This window comes from Pseudomonas sp. AC016, assembly GCF_979253365.1.
Genome location: NZ_CEEDCC010000001.1, coordinates 3,617,203 through 3,631,308, shown reverse-complemented (window position 1 = coordinate 3,631,308; position 14,106 = coordinate 3,617,203). Strand labels below are relative to the sequence as shown.

Genomic DNA, 14,106 nt, shown 5'->3' with positions numbered 1-14,106 from the left:
TGACCACGCATTGCCAATCTATGCTTATTCCAAAATGAAAGTTTAAAAATACTTAATACAAGCTTAGGGTATATGCACCGGACCACCGGACATCGTGATGTTTTCAGCCGCAGCGCTTGCGGCCTACCGCTACGAGGTTTCGATGGTCACCTTCACAACCACCCCTGTGGATAACACCAGGGCGATCAAGGCTCCACAAGAGCCCGACGTCGCCCCTCCTTTGTCGCCTGCCAAGGTGCTGCAAAACGACGCGGATGCGATTTCTGCGGCCCATGAACTGGCTGCGGCAGCTCGCGTGCAGGCAGCCCGGCGCGACCAGGAGCGCCTGTTGCCCTGGCCGGAAATCGAGCAGTTCACCCGCAGCGGGCTGGGCAGCATTTCCATCCCGCGTGCCTATGGCGGTCCGCAGGTTTCTTTCGTAACGATTGCCGAAGTCTTCAGGATCATCTCGACTGCCGATCCGGCACTCGGACAGATCCCGCAGAATCAGTTCGGCATCCTCCATTTGCTGCAAGGTACGGCCACCGAGTCGCAGAAAAAAGCGCTGTTCCAGAGCGTGCTGGATGGCTGGCGCATCGGCAATGCAGGGCCTGAGCGCGGTACCAAAAACACCCTGGACCTCAAGGCGCGAATCACTGCTCAGGGTGATCATTTCGTGATCAGCGGCCAGAAGTTCTATTCCACCGGCGCGCTGTTCGCGCATTGGGTCGCCGTCAAGGCGCTGGACGAGGAAGGCCGTCAGGTCATGGCTTTCGTCAAACGCGGCTCGCCGGGGCTGCGCATCGTCGATGACTGGTCAGGCTTTGGTCAGCGCACCACCGCCAGCGGCACGGTATTGCTGGACAACGTACCGGTCGAGGCCGGGCAGGTGGTCGCCAACTGGCGCTTGTCATTGACGCCTAACATTCAGGGCGCCGTATCACAGTTGATTCAGGCCGCCATCGATGCGGGCATCGCACGCGGAGCCATCGACGACGCCATCGCCTTTGTCCGGGATCGCTCCCGGCCCTGGATAGACGCCAACGTCGAGCGTGCCAGCGATGACCTTTACGTGATCGCCGACATCGGCAAGCTGAAACTCGACCTGCACGCCGCCGAAGCGCTGTTGCGCAAGGCCGCTCAAGTGCTGGATGAAGTCAGTAAAGCGCCTATCGACGAACAGTCGGCCGCCCTCGCCTCCATCGCCGTCGCGCGCGCCAAGGTGCTGACCACCGAGATCTCGCTGCTGGCCAGCGAAAAGCTGTTCGAGCTGGCTGGCAGTCGCGCCACCCTCGCCGAATTCAATCTGGATCGGCACTGGCGCAATGCACGGGTCCACACCCTTCACGACCCGGTGCGCTGGAAATACCACGCCGTCGGCACCTGGCATTTGAACGGCACCCTGCCCGCCCGCCATTCCTGGATCTGAACCAGACCACTGGAGCACCCCTTTCATGAGTTTCAATCCACAGGCGCGCGACCACGCAGCACTGATCACCAGTGACGCCCAGGCCGTGCACATTGCCCGCGAACTGGCCAACCACTTCAAGACCGAAAGCGCCGTACGCGACCGCGAGCGTCGCTTGCCACATGCCGAACTGGAGCTGTTCAGTCAGTCCGGGCTCTGGGGCATCAGCGTGCCGAAAGCTTTCGGCGGCGCAGGTGTGTCGTCGGTCACTCTGGCGCAGGTCATCGCGCTGATTTCGGAAGCCGACGGCTCGCTGGGGCAGATTCCGCAAAACCATTTCTATGCCCTTGAAGTGCTGCGCGTGAACGGCAGCCCGCAACAGCAGAAGCGCTTGTACGCCGAAGCGCTGGCGGGTCAGCGCTTCGGTAACGCACTGGCCGAACTGGGCACCAAAACCGCCCACGACCGCACCACACGCCTGAAGTGCGAGGGCGACGGCTATCGCATCAACGGCCGCAAGTTCTACGCCACTGGCGCGTTGTACGCGCAGCGCATTCCGACCTCGGTGATCGACGACGACGGCATTCAACAACTGGCGTTCGTGCCACACGACAGCGCGGGCCTGACGGTTATCGACGACTGGAGCGGTTTCGGCCAGCGCACAACGGGCAGCGGCTCGGTGGTGTTCAACAATGTGTACGTCGATCCAGACGATGTGGTGCCCTTCCAGAGCGCTTTCGAGCGCCCGACCACGCTGGGGCCGCTGGCACAGATTCTTCACGCGGCCATCGACACCGGCATCGCCCGCGCCGCCTTCGAGGACGCGCTGACCTTCGTCCGCACTCGCACCCGGCCATGGATCGACTCAGGCATCGAAAAGGCCGTGGAAGATCCGCTGACGCTGCACAGCTTCGGCAGGTTGAGCATCCGGCTGCACGCCGCCGAGGCCTTGCTGGAGCGCGCAGGTGAGATTCTGGACATCGCCCAGGCTGACAGCAACGCCGACACCGTGGCCGCCGCCTCCATCGCGGTGGCCGAGGCACGCGCCATCAGCACCGAGATTTCTCTGGCGGCGGGCAGCACGCTGTTCGAACTTGCCGGCAGTCAGTCAACACTCGCCGAGCACGGCCTGGATCGTCACTGGCGCAATGCTCGCGTGCACACGTTGCACGACCCGGTGCGCTGGAAATTTCACGCCATCGGCCATTACTACCTCAACGACACAAACCCTCCGTTGCGAGGGACGATCTGATGGCGCGCAAGAAGATCCTGCTCAACGCGTTCAACATGAACTGCATCGGCCATATCAATCACGGCTTGTGGACACATCCGCGTGACACCTCCACGCAGTTCAACAGCCTGGAATATTGGACCGATCTGGCGAAGCTGCTGGAGCGCGGTCTGTTCGACGGGCTGTTCATCGCCGACATCGTGGGGGTGTATGACATCTACCAGAACTCGGTGGACGTCACGCTCAAGGAGGCGATTCAGTTGCCGGTCAACGACCCGCTGCTGGTGGTATCGGCCATGGCGGGCGTCACGAAGCATCTGGGTTTCGGCCTGACCGCCAACCTGACTTACGACGCGCCGTACCTGTTTGCCCGCCGCATGTCGACGCTCGATCACCTGAGTCGTGGCCGGGTCGGCTGGAACATAGTCACCGGTTACCTCGACAGTGCCGCCCGCGCCATGGGCCTGAGCGAACAGGTGGAACACGACCGACGCTACGATCAGGCCGACGAGTACCTGGAGGTGCTCTACAAGCTTTGGGAAGGCAGTTGGGAAGACGACGCGGTGATCAATGATCGCGAGCGACGCGTGTATGCCCAGCCGGGCAAGGTTCACAAGGTGCGGCACCAGGGCGAGTTCTATCAGGTGGAGGGCTATCACCTCTGCGAACCCTCGCCGCAACGCACGCCGGTGCTGTTTCAGGCGGGCAGTTCCGAGCGCGGCTTGCAGTTCGCCGGGGAGAACGCCGAGTGCGTGTTCATCAGCGGCCAGAACAAGGCCTCGACCCGCGAGCAGGTGGACAAGGTCCGCGCCAGCGCCGTGCAGGCCGGGCGCAATCCAGATGACATCAAGGTGTTCATGGGCCTGAACGTGATTGTCGCCGCGACCGAAGCATTGGCGCAGGAAAAGCACGCCGAGTACCGCCGTCATGCCAGTGCCGAAGCGGGCGTGGCGCATTTTGCAGCGTCCACCGGGATCGATTTCGCGCAGTACGAACTGGACGAGCCGATTCAGTACGTGAAGAGCAACGCTATTCAGTCGGCGACCAAAAACCTCAAGAACAACGACTGGACCCGCCAGAAACTGCTCGATCAGCATGCGCTGGGTGGTCGCTACATCACGGTGATCGGCTCGCCTGAACAGGTTGCCGACGAGCTGGAGTCGTGGATCGCCGAAACCGGCCTGGACGGCTTCAACCTGACTCGCATCGTCACCCCGGAAAGCTACGAGGATTTCATCGATCTGGTGATCCCCGTGCTGCAACGCCGCGGGTCGTACAAGACCGCTTATGAAGACGGCAGCCTGCGCAGGAAACTCTTCCCCCAAGGCACCGACCGCCTCCCGCCGCAGCATGCAGGCGCCGGGTTCGGCAGGGCTCATGATCATGATCGTGCCCATGCTCCGCGCTCATCGTTATACACAAATCCTCCTGGAGGAATACGATGATGATCGTTCCCACGCTCCGCGTGGGAATGCCTCCCAGGACGCTCCGCGTCCGCTCTCGAATTTGGCGCAGATGTGTGCCCAAGCACCAGCATTATCCACGTCATGCGCTCGGCTCACTGAATCCGCAATCTGTGCCATTTGTGACGCGGAGCGTCACGGGATGCATGCCCACGCGGAGCGATGGGCACGATCAGTGTTGAGGCTGACTTGTGTATGACGATGAGCGCGCGTGGGAACGATCCGTTCAAACATGTCGCGCTCTTTGAGGACGCGCAGCGTCCGGGAGTGATCGACATCAACCCATTCGATAACCTGTCAATTCAACGGAATGCACCATGACCAAAACCCTCGCAGCCCTGGCCGTTGGCCTGTTGACCCTGACCGCTCACGCCGCCGATGCGCCGCTGAAGGTCGGCACCACCGCAGCCTTCGCCATTCCGCTTGAAGCAGCCGTAGAGGAAGCCGACAAACAGGGCCTGAAGGTCGAGCTGGTCGAGTTCACGGACTGGATCGCGCCCAACGTCACCCTCGCGGCGGGCGACATCGACGTGAACTACTTCCAGCACATCCCGTTCCTGACCAACGCCAACGAGGCCGCAGGTTTCGGCCTGGTGCCCTACGCGCCGGGAATCATCAATAACGTCGGGCTTTACTCGAAAAAGTACAAAAGCTTCGACGACCTTCCGAGTGGCGCCACCGTCGCCATCGCCAACGACCCGATCAACAGCGGGCGGGGTCTGCAACTGCTGGCCAAGGCCGGGTTGATCACGCTCAAGCAGGGTGTCGGCTACAAGGCGACCGAAGAAGACATCACCGCGAACCCGAAAAAGCTCAAGATCATTCAGGTCGAGGCCGTGCAACTGGTGCGCGCCTACGACGATGCCGATCTGGTGCAGGGCTATCCGGCCTACATCCGCCTGGCCAAGACCTTCCCGGCCGACTCGGCGATTCTGTTCGACGGCATGGACCACCCGGAATACGTCATCCAGTTCGTGATCAAGCCAGAGCGCAAGGACGACCCGCGTCTGGCCAAATTCGTCGACATCTATCAGCATTCGCCCGTAGTCCGCGCAGCGCTGGATAAGGTCAACGGCAAGCTCTACCAGGTAGGGTGGAAAGAATGACCGCCATCGCGCAACGACAACAGCCACTGGACAGACCGGACGCAGGGCATGTCGCGCAACAGACCGAACTGCACCCGGACCTGAATAACGCCCATGTGCGTTTCATCAATCTGGGCAAGACCTATCAGGGTCGGCAAGGCCCGGTGGAGGCGCTGGGCAACATCGATCTGGCGATCCAGCGCGGCGAGATTTTCGGCATCATCGGCCGCAGCGGCGCGGGGAAGTCATCGCTGATCCGCACCATCAATCGTCTGGAACAACCCAGCAGCGGCCGGGTGCTGATTGATCAGATCGACATCGGCGGCTTCAACGAAGACAGGCTGGTGGAACTGCGTCGTCGCACCGGCATGATCTTCCAGCACTTCAACCTGATGTCGGCCAAGACCGTATGGCAGAACGTCGAACTGCCGCTCAAGGTCGCGGGCGTGCCCAAGGACCAGCGTCAGCGCAAAGTTGCGCAGTTGCTGGAACTGGTCGGCCTGCAGGACAAGCACAAGGCCTACCCGGCGCAGCTGTCCGGCGGCCAGAAACAACGGGTGGGCATTGCCCGCGCACTGGTGCACGACCCGGCGATTCTGCTCTGCGACGAAGCGACTTCGGCGCTGGACCCGGAAACCACGCAATCGATTCTCGGCCTGCTGCGCGAGATCAATCAGCGCCTGGGCCTGACCATCGTGCTGATCACTCACGAGATGGCGGTGATTCGCGACATCTGCCACCGCGTTGTGGTTCTGGAACAAGGCCAGGTGGTCGAGCAAGGCCCGGTCTGGCAAGTGTTCGGCGACCCGCAGCACGAGGTCAGCAAAACCCTGCTGGCACCGCTGCAACCCGGGCTGCCAAAAGAATGGGCCGAGCGGCTGACCGCGGACCCGCAACAACCCGACGCCACGGTGTTGCTCGACGTGCAGTTCACCGGTGTCAGTGGCCAGGAGCCGGATCTGGCGGCGCTGTTCACGGCGCTGGGCGGCAAGGTGCAACTGCTGCAGGGCGGCGTCGAGCGTATTCAGGATCGAGCCATCGGGCACCTGATTCTGTCGGTCGCAGGCTCACCCTACAGCCGGGAAGAATTACTGGTCCGTGCCCGCAGGCAGGCACCACGCGTGGAGGTACTGGGCTATGGGGTTTGATCGTTTGCTGCAAGGGACTATCGATACGTTTCTGATGGTGGGCGTGTCTTCGTTGATCGCGCTGCTGCTGGGTATTCCGCTGGCGGTTATTCTGGTCACCAGTTCCAGAGGTGGCATCTATGAAGCGCCTGCGATCAACCGGGCACTGGGCGCCTTCGTGAACCTGTTCCGCTCGATCCCGTTCCTGATCCTGATGGTGGCACTGATTCCATTCACCCGGCTGATCGTTGGCACCACCTACGGCGTATGGGCGGCCATCGTGCCACTCACCATAGCCGCCACGCCATTCTTTGCGCGCATCGCCGAGGTCAGCCTGCGCGAGGTCGATCACGGCCTGATCGAAGCCGCGCAGGCCATGGGCTGCCGACGCCGCCACATCATCTGGCACGTCCTGCTGCCCGAGGCCCTGCCCGGCATCATCGGCGGCTTCACCATTACGCTGGTGACCATGATCAACTCATCGGCCATGGCCGGTGCCATCGGTGCAGGCGGTCTGGGCGATATCGCCTATCGCTACGGCTATCAGCGCTTCGACACACAAGTGATGCTGACGGTCATCGTGTTGCTGGTCGCTGTGGTGGCGTTCGTGCAACTGGGCGGCGACCGTTTGGCGCGACGCTTCAACAAGCGGTAGTTGCGTGGGAATAATCTCTCCAACTAGTAAGCCCCCTCTATTTTTTTTCAACGTGAAAAATAGTGACATCCAACCCTTTAGTCTTGGAATTCTTTACTAGGTTTGAAGACTGACAGATGGAAGAGAAAGACTTATCCGAAGCTATTTTCAAAGAGTTCCACCCGCTAAAAGCCAAGGGACTCGATCTGGGTTCTCCTGACCTGGTTGCGTTCAACCTCAAGAGCTCAATGATGACCTCCTGCCCGGCGACCTTGATATTGCCCTCCCAATTCCGGGTAAACGGGGTGCCCAGGCTGGAGATTATCAGCGGTATGCATACTGCAAACGCTCCGCTTCCGGACACAACATTCGAGACACTGTGGAACTGTACAAAAGAGCACTATGGGCTTACAGCGGCAACGGCGATAGTTTCCGCAGCGGGCATTCCGATCAGCAAAACAGCGGTGGGAGCCTGGGTCCACACCGGTTCAAGCAAAACGACTAATATCGCCAGTCTGATCGGAATGCGTTTTTTTCCGCGTACTCTAATCAGGCAACCCACAGTCGCCAGAATGGCGAAAGCCATCTTTGGTACGGTGAGAGTCTTCGGTGTAATTGGAAGAGGAATCCCTTTTGTCGCAGCTGGTCTGGCGGTATTTGATCTGGTTAGCATAGGGCTATGCGCTTACGAGGCTAAAAATGGACGCTGAAGCAAATCGAGAAGAACTGACCCAAGAGATCATCGAACTCTTCGTCTCGATCATCGGCTTCATTCCACGCGAGGCGGTATCGGCACAGACCAACTTCATCAAGGACTTCGACATCATTGACGACGACCTCACCTGCTTCATGATGCAGGTGAAGTGGCGCTACAAACTCAATCCGGGCCCCCATTGGCAACAGATAGCAACCATCAATGAGGTAGTCGATCTGGTACTGGATAGACGCTGAACATAAACATTTCCCAAACAACTGGGCGGCGACCGGTTGGCGCGACGCTTCAACAAGCGCTGACGGTCCGAGGTATATTGGCGGCCTTCCCGGACCGGACCGCCTTTGATGAAACTCGATCCCCAGACCCTCGACCAGATCACCACGACCACGCTGGACAACTACAACCGCGTTGCCGACGACTTTCGCGAAGGCACGCGGGACCATGACGTCAGCCAGAATATCGACGCGTTGCTGCGTCATATCGAGGGACCGACGCCATGGCAAATTCTGGATTTTGGCTGCGGGCCGGGACGTGATCTGAAAACGTTCACGGCACTGGGGCACGTTGCGGTCGGGCTGGACGGCTCCGAGCGCTTCGCCGAGATGGCGCGTACCGAGACCGGTTGCGAAGTGCTGCAACAGAACTTCCTCGAACTCGACCTGCCACCCGCACGTTTCGACGGGATATTCGCCAACGCTGTGCTGTTTCACATCCCGCGTCAGGAACTGCCCCGCGTGCTGCTGCAACTCCACGCCACGCTCAAGCCGGGCGGCGTGCTGTTCAGCTCCAACCCGCGCGGAGAAAATCAGGAAGGCTGGCAAGGAGAACGTTACGGCTCGTACCACGACCTGGAATCATGGCGAGCATTGCTGACCAAAGCCGGATTCGCCGAACTGGAACACTACTACCGCCCCGCCGGGCTGCCGCGTGAGCAACAGCCCTGGCTGGCGAGTGTCTGGCGCAGGGTGTGAACCTGTCCGAAATGTGACGCAGAGCGTGAGGCACGATCAATAAGTCCGCCCCAACACTGATGATGATCGTTCCTACGCTCTGCGTGGGAATGCCTCCCAGGACGCTCCGCGTCCGATCCCTCAGGCGGCGCGCCGCTCACTCAGTGCCCCGTCGCCAACTCACCGTCTTGATCCTTCTTCTCATCCGCCTCACGACGCTGTTCGTCGGTCGGTTCCTTGATCCGGTACCAGGCCACGTACAGCGCAGGCAGGAACAACAGCGTCAGCAAGGTGGCGATGATAATGCCGCCGATCATCGCGTAAGCCATCGGGCCCCAGAACACTTCGCGCGCAATCGGGATCATGCCCAGACTTGCCGCCGCAGCCGTCAGCAGAATCGGCCGACGGCGGTGCTCGGTGGCTTCGACCACGGCATCCCACGGCAGATACCCGCTGATCTCATACGCGTCGATCTGGGTCACCAGAATCACCGAGTTGCGGATGATGATGCCGATCAGTGCCAGAACACCGAGAATCGCCACAAAGCCCAGCGGCGTCCCGGTCGGGATCAGCGCCAGCACCACGCCGATCAGGCCCAGCGGTGCAACACTGGCGACCAGAAACATCTTCTGCACGCTGTGCAGCTGGATCATCAGGAAGGTCGCCATCAGAAACAGCATCAACGGCACAACGCTCGCAATCGGGCCCTGGGCCTTGCTGCTTTCTTCCACGGTGCCGCCGGTCGCAACCTTGTAGCCCACCGGCAGACCGGCAGCGAATTTGTCGATCTCGGGCTTCAACTGCTTGACCAGATCTGTCGGCTGAATCTCGTCGCGCACCGCACCTTTCACAGTGATGGTCGGTTTGCGATCACGACGCCAGACCAGCGGCTGCTCAAGCTCGTAGCCCACCGTCGCAAACGCCAGCAACGGAATGGACGCCCCGCTCGGCGTGACGATCTGCAGGTTCTGCAGCGTTTCCGGCGTACCTCGCTCAGCATCCTCGGCGCGGCCGACCACGTTAATCAGGTAGATATCGTCGCGTACCTGCGTCACGGCAGAACCGCTGACCACGCTGTTCATCAGGTTGGCGACGTCTTCGGATGACAACCCCAACTGCCGCGCCTTGTCCTGATTGATGTCGATGCGCAGCACCTTGCCCGGCTCGTTCCAGTCGTAGATCACTTCGCCCACATGCGAGTTCTGGTCCAGCAGCGTGGCCAGTTCGATGGCGTGCTGACGCACCTTGTCGACGTCCTCGCCGCTGACGCGATACTGCAACGGACGCCCGACCGGCGGCCCCATTTCCAGTGGCTGCACGTAGGAACCGATGCCGACGAAATCTTCACGCAGACGTTTCTGCAGGCGTGCCGTCAACGCGCCGCGCTCTTCCAGACCTTTGCTGACAATCACCAGCTGGGCGTAGAACGGGTTTTCCAGTTGCTGGTCCAGCGGCAGGTAAAAACGCAATGCGCCCTGGCCGATGTAAGTACTCCAGCGCTCAATGTCCGGATCGTCCTTGAGACTTGCCTCGAAGCGATCCACCACCTTGCGCGTCTCATTGACCGAGGCGTTCTGCGGCAGGTTCAGGTCGACCAGAATTTCCGGCCGGTCGGATGACGGGAAGAACTGGCTCTGCACGAACTGCATCGAGAACAGCGACGCAGCGAACAGCGCCAGTGTGATGCCAATCGCCAGCCAGCGATGACGCATGGCCCAGATCATGCTGCTGTTGAACGCCCGGCCGACGCGGCCCGGTTCTTCGGATTTGGGTTTGATGTTGCTGCTCAGAATATGAACGCCGATCACCGGCGCGAACAGCACGGCGACGACCCAGGACACCAGCATCGCCACCGCGATCACGGCAAACAGCGTGAAGGTGTACTCGCCCGCAGAGCTGTTGTTCAAGCCAATCGGCACGAAGCCCGCCACGGTCACCAGTGTGCCGGTCAACATCGGGAAGGCTGTCGAGGTGTAGGCATAGGTCGCTGCCTGCTCCTTGGTCTCACCCATTTCCAGCCGCGTGACCATCATCTCCACGGTGATCATTGCGTCGTCCACCAACAGACCTAGGGCGATGATCAGCGCACCCAGGGAAATCCGCTGCATGGTGATGCCACTGTATTCCATGAACACGAACACCATCGCCAGCACCAGTGGAATCGAACACGCCACCACCAGACCGGCACGCACGCCAAGGCTGATGAAGCTGACCACCAGCACGATGATCACCGCTTCGAACAACGCGCTGGTGAAACCGCCCACCGCCTTGTCCACCACTTCGGCCTGATCCGATACTTTGTGCACGCCCACGCCGACCGGCAGTTCGGCGGTCGTGGCGTCCATGCGTTCATGCAATGCCTTGCCGAACGCCTGAATGTTGCCGCCCTTTTTCATCGCGATAGCCAGGCCGATGGCAGGCTTGCCGTTGTAGCGAAACAGCGGTTTGGGCGGATCGGTATAACCGCGGGTGATGTCGGCAATGTCGCTCAACCGGTAGAAGCGGTCATTGAGCCGCAGGTTGACCGCGGCCAGGTCTTTCTCGGACGCGAACTGCCCCGAAGTACGTACGGAAATCCGCTCCGGTCCGGCTTCGATCACGCCCGCAGGCGTCACGGCGTTCTGCGATTGCAGGCTCTGCACGACCTGCCGTTGATCCAGCCCGAGGGCCGCCAGTTTGCGGGTCGAGAAGTTCAGGTAAATGACTTCGTCCTGCTGGCCGACCATTTCGACCTTGCCCAACCCCTCCACCGAGCGGATATCGACGCGGACCTTCTCGACGTAATCGCGCAATTGCCGCATCGAGAACCCGTCGGCGGTGAACGCATAGATCGACCCGTACACGTCGCCGAATTCATCGTTGAACGCTGGACCCTGCAGCCCTTGAGGAAATTGCCCACGAATGTCGTCGATCTTCTTGCGCACCTGATACCAGATTTCCGGTATCGCCTCGGCGCTGGTGGTGTCACGCAGGAAAACCATGACCGTCGATTCGCCCGGCCGGGTGTAACTCTTCACGTAGTCTAGGGAGTCCAGCTCTTCGAGTTTTTTCTCGATGCGGTCGGTCACCTGTTCCAGGGTTTCGTCCACGGTCGCGCCCGGCCAGCGGGTCTGGATGACCATGGTCTTGATGGTGAAGGACGGATCCTCTTCACGCCCCAGCTTCATGTAGGAAAAAACGCCCATCAACAGCGCAACGAACATCAGGTACCAGACAAACGACTGGTGCTTGAGCGCCCACTCGGACAGATTGAAATTCCCTTTCATCGCGGGCTTTCCTCATCGACTTTGACTTTCTGCCCCGGCTTGAGGCTGTTGACGCCCGCACTGACCACTTTTTCTCCAGCGCTCACGCCGCCAGCCAGCAGAAAGCTGCTGTCATCCTGGCTCACGATGTTGACGACTCTCGGGTTGACGGTCTGATTCTGCGGATCAATGACCCAGATCTGGCGTTTGCCATCGGCCTCCTGCAAGGCATTGAGCGGCAGGCGGATGCGTGGCGCGATGGCCGAGCTGAGCGTCACGCTGATCGCCGTGCCCAGACGCAGCGCAGGCGGCGTTTCGGTCAGCGAAAAGCGCGCTCGACGGGTACGGGTCGAGCGGTCGGGTTGCGGTTCGATTTCACGCAGTGTGGCGGTCGTGCTCACTTGCGGATCAAGCTGACTGGCCACGGTGTACACCACATCGTCAGGCAACTGGTCAGCCAGCTGTGCTGGCATGTCGATCACCGCTTCCTTGATATCCGGGCGCGCCAGCGTGACCACTTCCTGCCCCGCCGTGACGACTTGGCCGGCTTCGACTTTCCACTCAGTGACCACCGCATCGTGATCGCTGCGCAGATCGCTATAGCTCAGTTGATCACGGGCCTGTTGCTCGGCAGCCTTGGCCTGATCCAGCGACGACTGAGCGGTTTTCAGGTTGGTCAGCGCGATGTCCAGTTGCGCCTGCGCGCCGACACCACGGTCAAACAGTTCCTGCTGACGGCGAGCATTGGCCTGCGCATTGATCCACTGCGCCTGAACATTGGCCAGATCACCCTGACGGCCACGCACATTGTTCTGCTGGTCGGTGGGATCGAGCGTGGCGAGCAGATCGCCCTTTTTCACCTCACTGCCCACGTCCACGTGCCGACTCGCGATACGGCCCGATACACGAAAGCCCAGCACGCTTTGATAGCGCGCCTCGATATTGCCGGCAAAGCGTCCAAAATCTTCCATCGACTCGGGTTTCGCTTCAACGAACACCACCGGCCGCACCGGCTCGGGCGGCGCTTCGTCCTTGCCGCAACCCGCCAGCAGCAAGCCACTCAGTACAACGCACGACAAACGCTTCATGGTTGCACCTTGGCATTCTGTGGCTGGGGTTGATCGGCGATTTCCACCTGCATGTCCGGGTGCAGCAACTGGCCGCCAGCGATCACTACTTTCTCTCCACCCTTGAGGCCATCACTGATGATCACGTGGGAGGTCAGGTAGCGTGCAACCGTGACACGGCGCAGATTGGCCTTGCCCTGCTCGTCCACGACCCATACGGCGGGCTTGCCGAGGTGCTCGCCAAGGTCTTTGGTCAGCGCCGACCACGGCAGCTCGACGCTGGCACTGGCAGGTTTGCTCAACGCAACGCTGACCACCGAACCCAGGTCCATGCCTTCGGGCAGCGGGTCCAGCGCGATCTTGACCTGCAGGGTGCCGGTTTGCGCCGACACCGCTGGCGTCACCTCACGCACCTTGCCGCTGACCTTGATGGTCGGATTGTCGAGCAGCGTCACCTGCACCGGCTCGTCGCCCGGCGGCTGCACGAACAGGGATTCGTAGACGTTGAATACCGCATCGCGCTCGCCATCACGCGCCAGATCGAAAATCGGTACGGTGGCCTGAACCACCTGCCCAACCTCGGCCTGACGTGCAGTGATCACCCCTGGAGCCTCTGCCACGAGGGCGGTGTAACTCAGTTGCTCGCGGGCGTTCGCCAGTTGCGCCTGAGCGGCTTTCAGCGAACTCTCGCTGCCACGCAGGGCCGCCTGTGCGGAGTCGTATTCACTCTGGCTGGTGTAACCCTTGGGCAGCAGTTTCTGCTGACGGACAAACGCGGCGCGAGTCTGACTGACACGTGCCTGCTCGGCCGCGACCGACGCCTGCGCCGAATCGACATTGATCTGCAGATCCTTGGGGTCGAGCCGTGCCAGTACCTGGTTCGCCTTGACCCGGTCGCCGACGTCCACGTAGCGCTGAATGATCTTGCCGTTGACCCGGAACGAAAGCTGCGTCTGCACCCGTGCCTGGATATCGCCGGTCAGCGCCACACTGGCGGCGAACTCGGCGGTTTTCACCGGTTGCACGTACACGCGGGGCAATTCAGGCGCTGCCGGTTTTTCCTCGCCGCAGCCGACCAGCACTGCCAGGGCAGCGGCAAGGCCGAGCGTAAACACATTTGAAGGACGAGCGGGCATGCAGACTCCTTTTGCGGATGCCGGGTGCAAGCGTGGGATCACGAGAGAACAACGTGAACATGCGAC

At 61.0% G+C, this 14,106-nt stretch carries 12 protein-coding genes; 9 read left to right on the top strand and 3 right to left on the bottom strand.

What is annotated here, in order from left to right; all coding sequences use genetic code 11:
- Positions 1-235: 235 nt before the first annotated feature.
- The 9 genes from AC0IXS_RS16450 to AC0IXS_RS16410 all read left to right on the top strand — a co-directional run bounded on the left by AC0IXS_RS16450 (position 236) and on the right by AC0IXS_RS16410 (position 8,613).
- Positions 236-1,408 (top strand): SfnB family sulfur acquisition oxidoreductase, encoded by a 1,173-nt coding sequence (locus tag AC0IXS_RS16450; protein ID WP_174518374.1) that lies wholly within the window; start codon positions 236-238, stop codon positions 1,406-1,408.
- A 25-nt stretch (positions 1,409-1,433) separates the two neighbouring features.
- Positions 1,434-2,639, top strand: coding sequence for an SfnB family sulfur acquisition oxidoreductase (locus AC0IXS_RS16445; RefSeq protein ID WP_122668670.1), 1,206 nt, complete (start codon positions 1,434-1,436; stop codon positions 2,637-2,639).
- Positions 2,639-4,063 (top strand): LLM class flavin-dependent oxidoreductase, encoded by a 1,425-nt coding sequence (locus AC0IXS_RS16440; protein ID WP_471825186.1) that lies wholly within the window; start codon positions 2,639-2,641, stop codon positions 4,061-4,063. Before AC0IXS_RS16445 ends, AC0IXS_RS16440 begins: the two co-directional genes overlap by 1 nt.
- Positions 4,064-4,398: 335 nt before the next feature.
- On the top strand, positions 4,399-5,187 hold the full coding sequence (locus AC0IXS_RS16435) for a MetQ/NlpA family ABC transporter substrate-binding protein (protein WP_057409766.1): 789 nt from the start codon (positions 4,399-4,401) through the stop codon (positions 5,185-5,187).
- Positions 5,184-6,314 (top strand): methionine ABC transporter ATP-binding protein, encoded by a 1,131-nt coding sequence (locus AC0IXS_RS16430; RefSeq protein WP_057409767.1) that lies wholly within the window; start codon positions 5,184-5,186, stop codon positions 6,312-6,314. The genes AC0IXS_RS16435 and AC0IXS_RS16430 overlap by 4 nt, the downstream gene beginning before the upstream one ends.
- Positions 6,304-6,948: a methionine ABC transporter permease gene (locus AC0IXS_RS16425; RefSeq protein ID WP_057409768.1), complete on the top strand. Its 645-nt coding sequence runs from the start codon at positions 6,304-6,306 to the stop codon at positions 6,946-6,948. The genes AC0IXS_RS16430 and AC0IXS_RS16425 overlap by 11 nt, the downstream gene beginning before the upstream one ends.
- Positions 6,949-7,064: 116 nt before the next feature.
- Positions 7,065-7,637 (top strand): hypothetical protein, encoded by a 573-nt coding sequence (locus AC0IXS_RS16420; RefSeq protein ID WP_057409769.1) that lies wholly within the window; start codon positions 7,065-7,067, stop codon positions 7,635-7,637.
- Entirely contained in the window at positions 7,627-7,878 is a 252-nt protein-coding gene (locus AC0IXS_RS16415) for a hypothetical protein (RefSeq protein ID WP_057409770.1), read from the top strand. Before AC0IXS_RS16420 ends, AC0IXS_RS16415 begins: the two co-directional genes overlap by 11 nt.
- Before the next feature lie 108 nt (positions 7,879-7,986).
- The gene (locus AC0IXS_RS16410) at positions 7,987-8,613 is read left to right on the top strand and encodes a class I SAM-dependent methyltransferase (RefSeq protein WP_057409771.1); all 627 of its coding nucleotides are present in this window, start codon (positions 7,987-7,989) and stop codon (positions 8,611-8,613) included.
- Positions 8,614-8,753: 140 nt separating this feature from the next.
- Here AC0IXS_RS16410 and AC0IXS_RS16405 read toward each other — a convergent pair whose 3' ends face one another.
- Genes AC0IXS_RS16405 through AC0IXS_RS16395 form a run of 3 tightly spaced genes read right to left on the bottom strand, consistent with a single transcriptional unit; the run spans position 8,754 to position 14,040 of the window.
- The gene (locus AC0IXS_RS16405) at positions 8,754-11,858 is read right to left on the bottom strand and encodes an efflux RND transporter permease subunit (RefSeq protein ID WP_025993615.1); all 3,105 of its coding nucleotides are present in this window, start codon (positions 11,856-11,858) and stop codon (positions 8,754-8,756) included.
- A complete protein-coding gene (locus tag AC0IXS_RS16400) occupies positions 11,855-12,925 on the bottom strand; it encodes an efflux RND transporter periplasmic adaptor subunit (protein WP_122668671.1) in 1,071 nt (356 codons plus the stop codon). The genes AC0IXS_RS16405 and AC0IXS_RS16400 overlap by 4 nt, the downstream gene beginning before the upstream one ends.
- Complete coding sequence (locus AC0IXS_RS16395; RefSeq protein ID WP_057409773.1) at positions 12,922-14,040, bottom strand: efflux RND transporter periplasmic adaptor subunit; 1,119 nt, start codon at positions 14,038-14,040, stop codon at positions 12,922-12,924. Before AC0IXS_RS16395 ends, AC0IXS_RS16400 begins: the two co-directional genes overlap by 4 nt.
- Between the last annotated feature and the right edge of the window lie 66 nt (positions 14,041-14,106).

Coding starts and splice junctions, on each gene's coding strand:
- AC0IXS_RS16420 (WP_057409769.1), top strand. CDS start 7,065: ATGGAAGAGAAAGACTTATCCGAAGCTATTTTCAAAGAGTTCCACCCG.
- AC0IXS_RS16425 (WP_057409768.1), top strand. CDS start 6,304: ATGGGGTTTGATCGTTTGCTGCAAGGGACTATCGATACGTTTCTGATG.
- AC0IXS_RS16435 (WP_057409766.1), top strand. CDS start 4,399: ATGACCAAAACCCTCGCAGCCCTGGCCGTTGGCCTGTTGACCCTGACC.
- AC0IXS_RS16405 (WP_025993615.1), bottom strand. CDS start 11,858: ATGAAAGGGAATTTCAATCTGTCCGAGTGGGCGCTCAAGCACCAGTCG.
- AC0IXS_RS16440 (WP_471825186.1), top strand. CDS start 2,639: ATGGCGCGCAAGAAGATCCTGCTCAACGCGTTCAACATGAACTGCATC.
- AC0IXS_RS16400 (WP_122668671.1), bottom strand. CDS start 12,925: ATGAAGCGTTTGTCGTGCGTTGTACTGAGTGGCTTGCTGCTGGCGGGT.
- AC0IXS_RS16415 (WP_057409770.1), top strand. CDS start 7,627: ATGGACGCTGAAGCAAATCGAGAAGAACTGACCCAAGAGATCATCGAA.
- AC0IXS_RS16430 (WP_057409767.1), top strand. CDS start 5,184: ATGACCGCCATCGCGCAACGACAACAGCCACTGGACAGACCGGACGCA.
- AC0IXS_RS16410 (WP_057409771.1), top strand. CDS start 7,987: ATGAAACTCGATCCCCAGACCCTCGACCAGATCACCACGACCACGCTG.
- AC0IXS_RS16445 (WP_122668670.1), top strand. CDS start 1,434: ATGAGTTTCAATCCACAGGCGCGCGACCACGCAGCACTGATCACCAGT.
- AC0IXS_RS16395 (WP_057409773.1), bottom strand. CDS start 14,040: ATGCCCGCTCGTCCTTCAAATGTGTTTACGCTCGGCCTTGCCGCTGCC.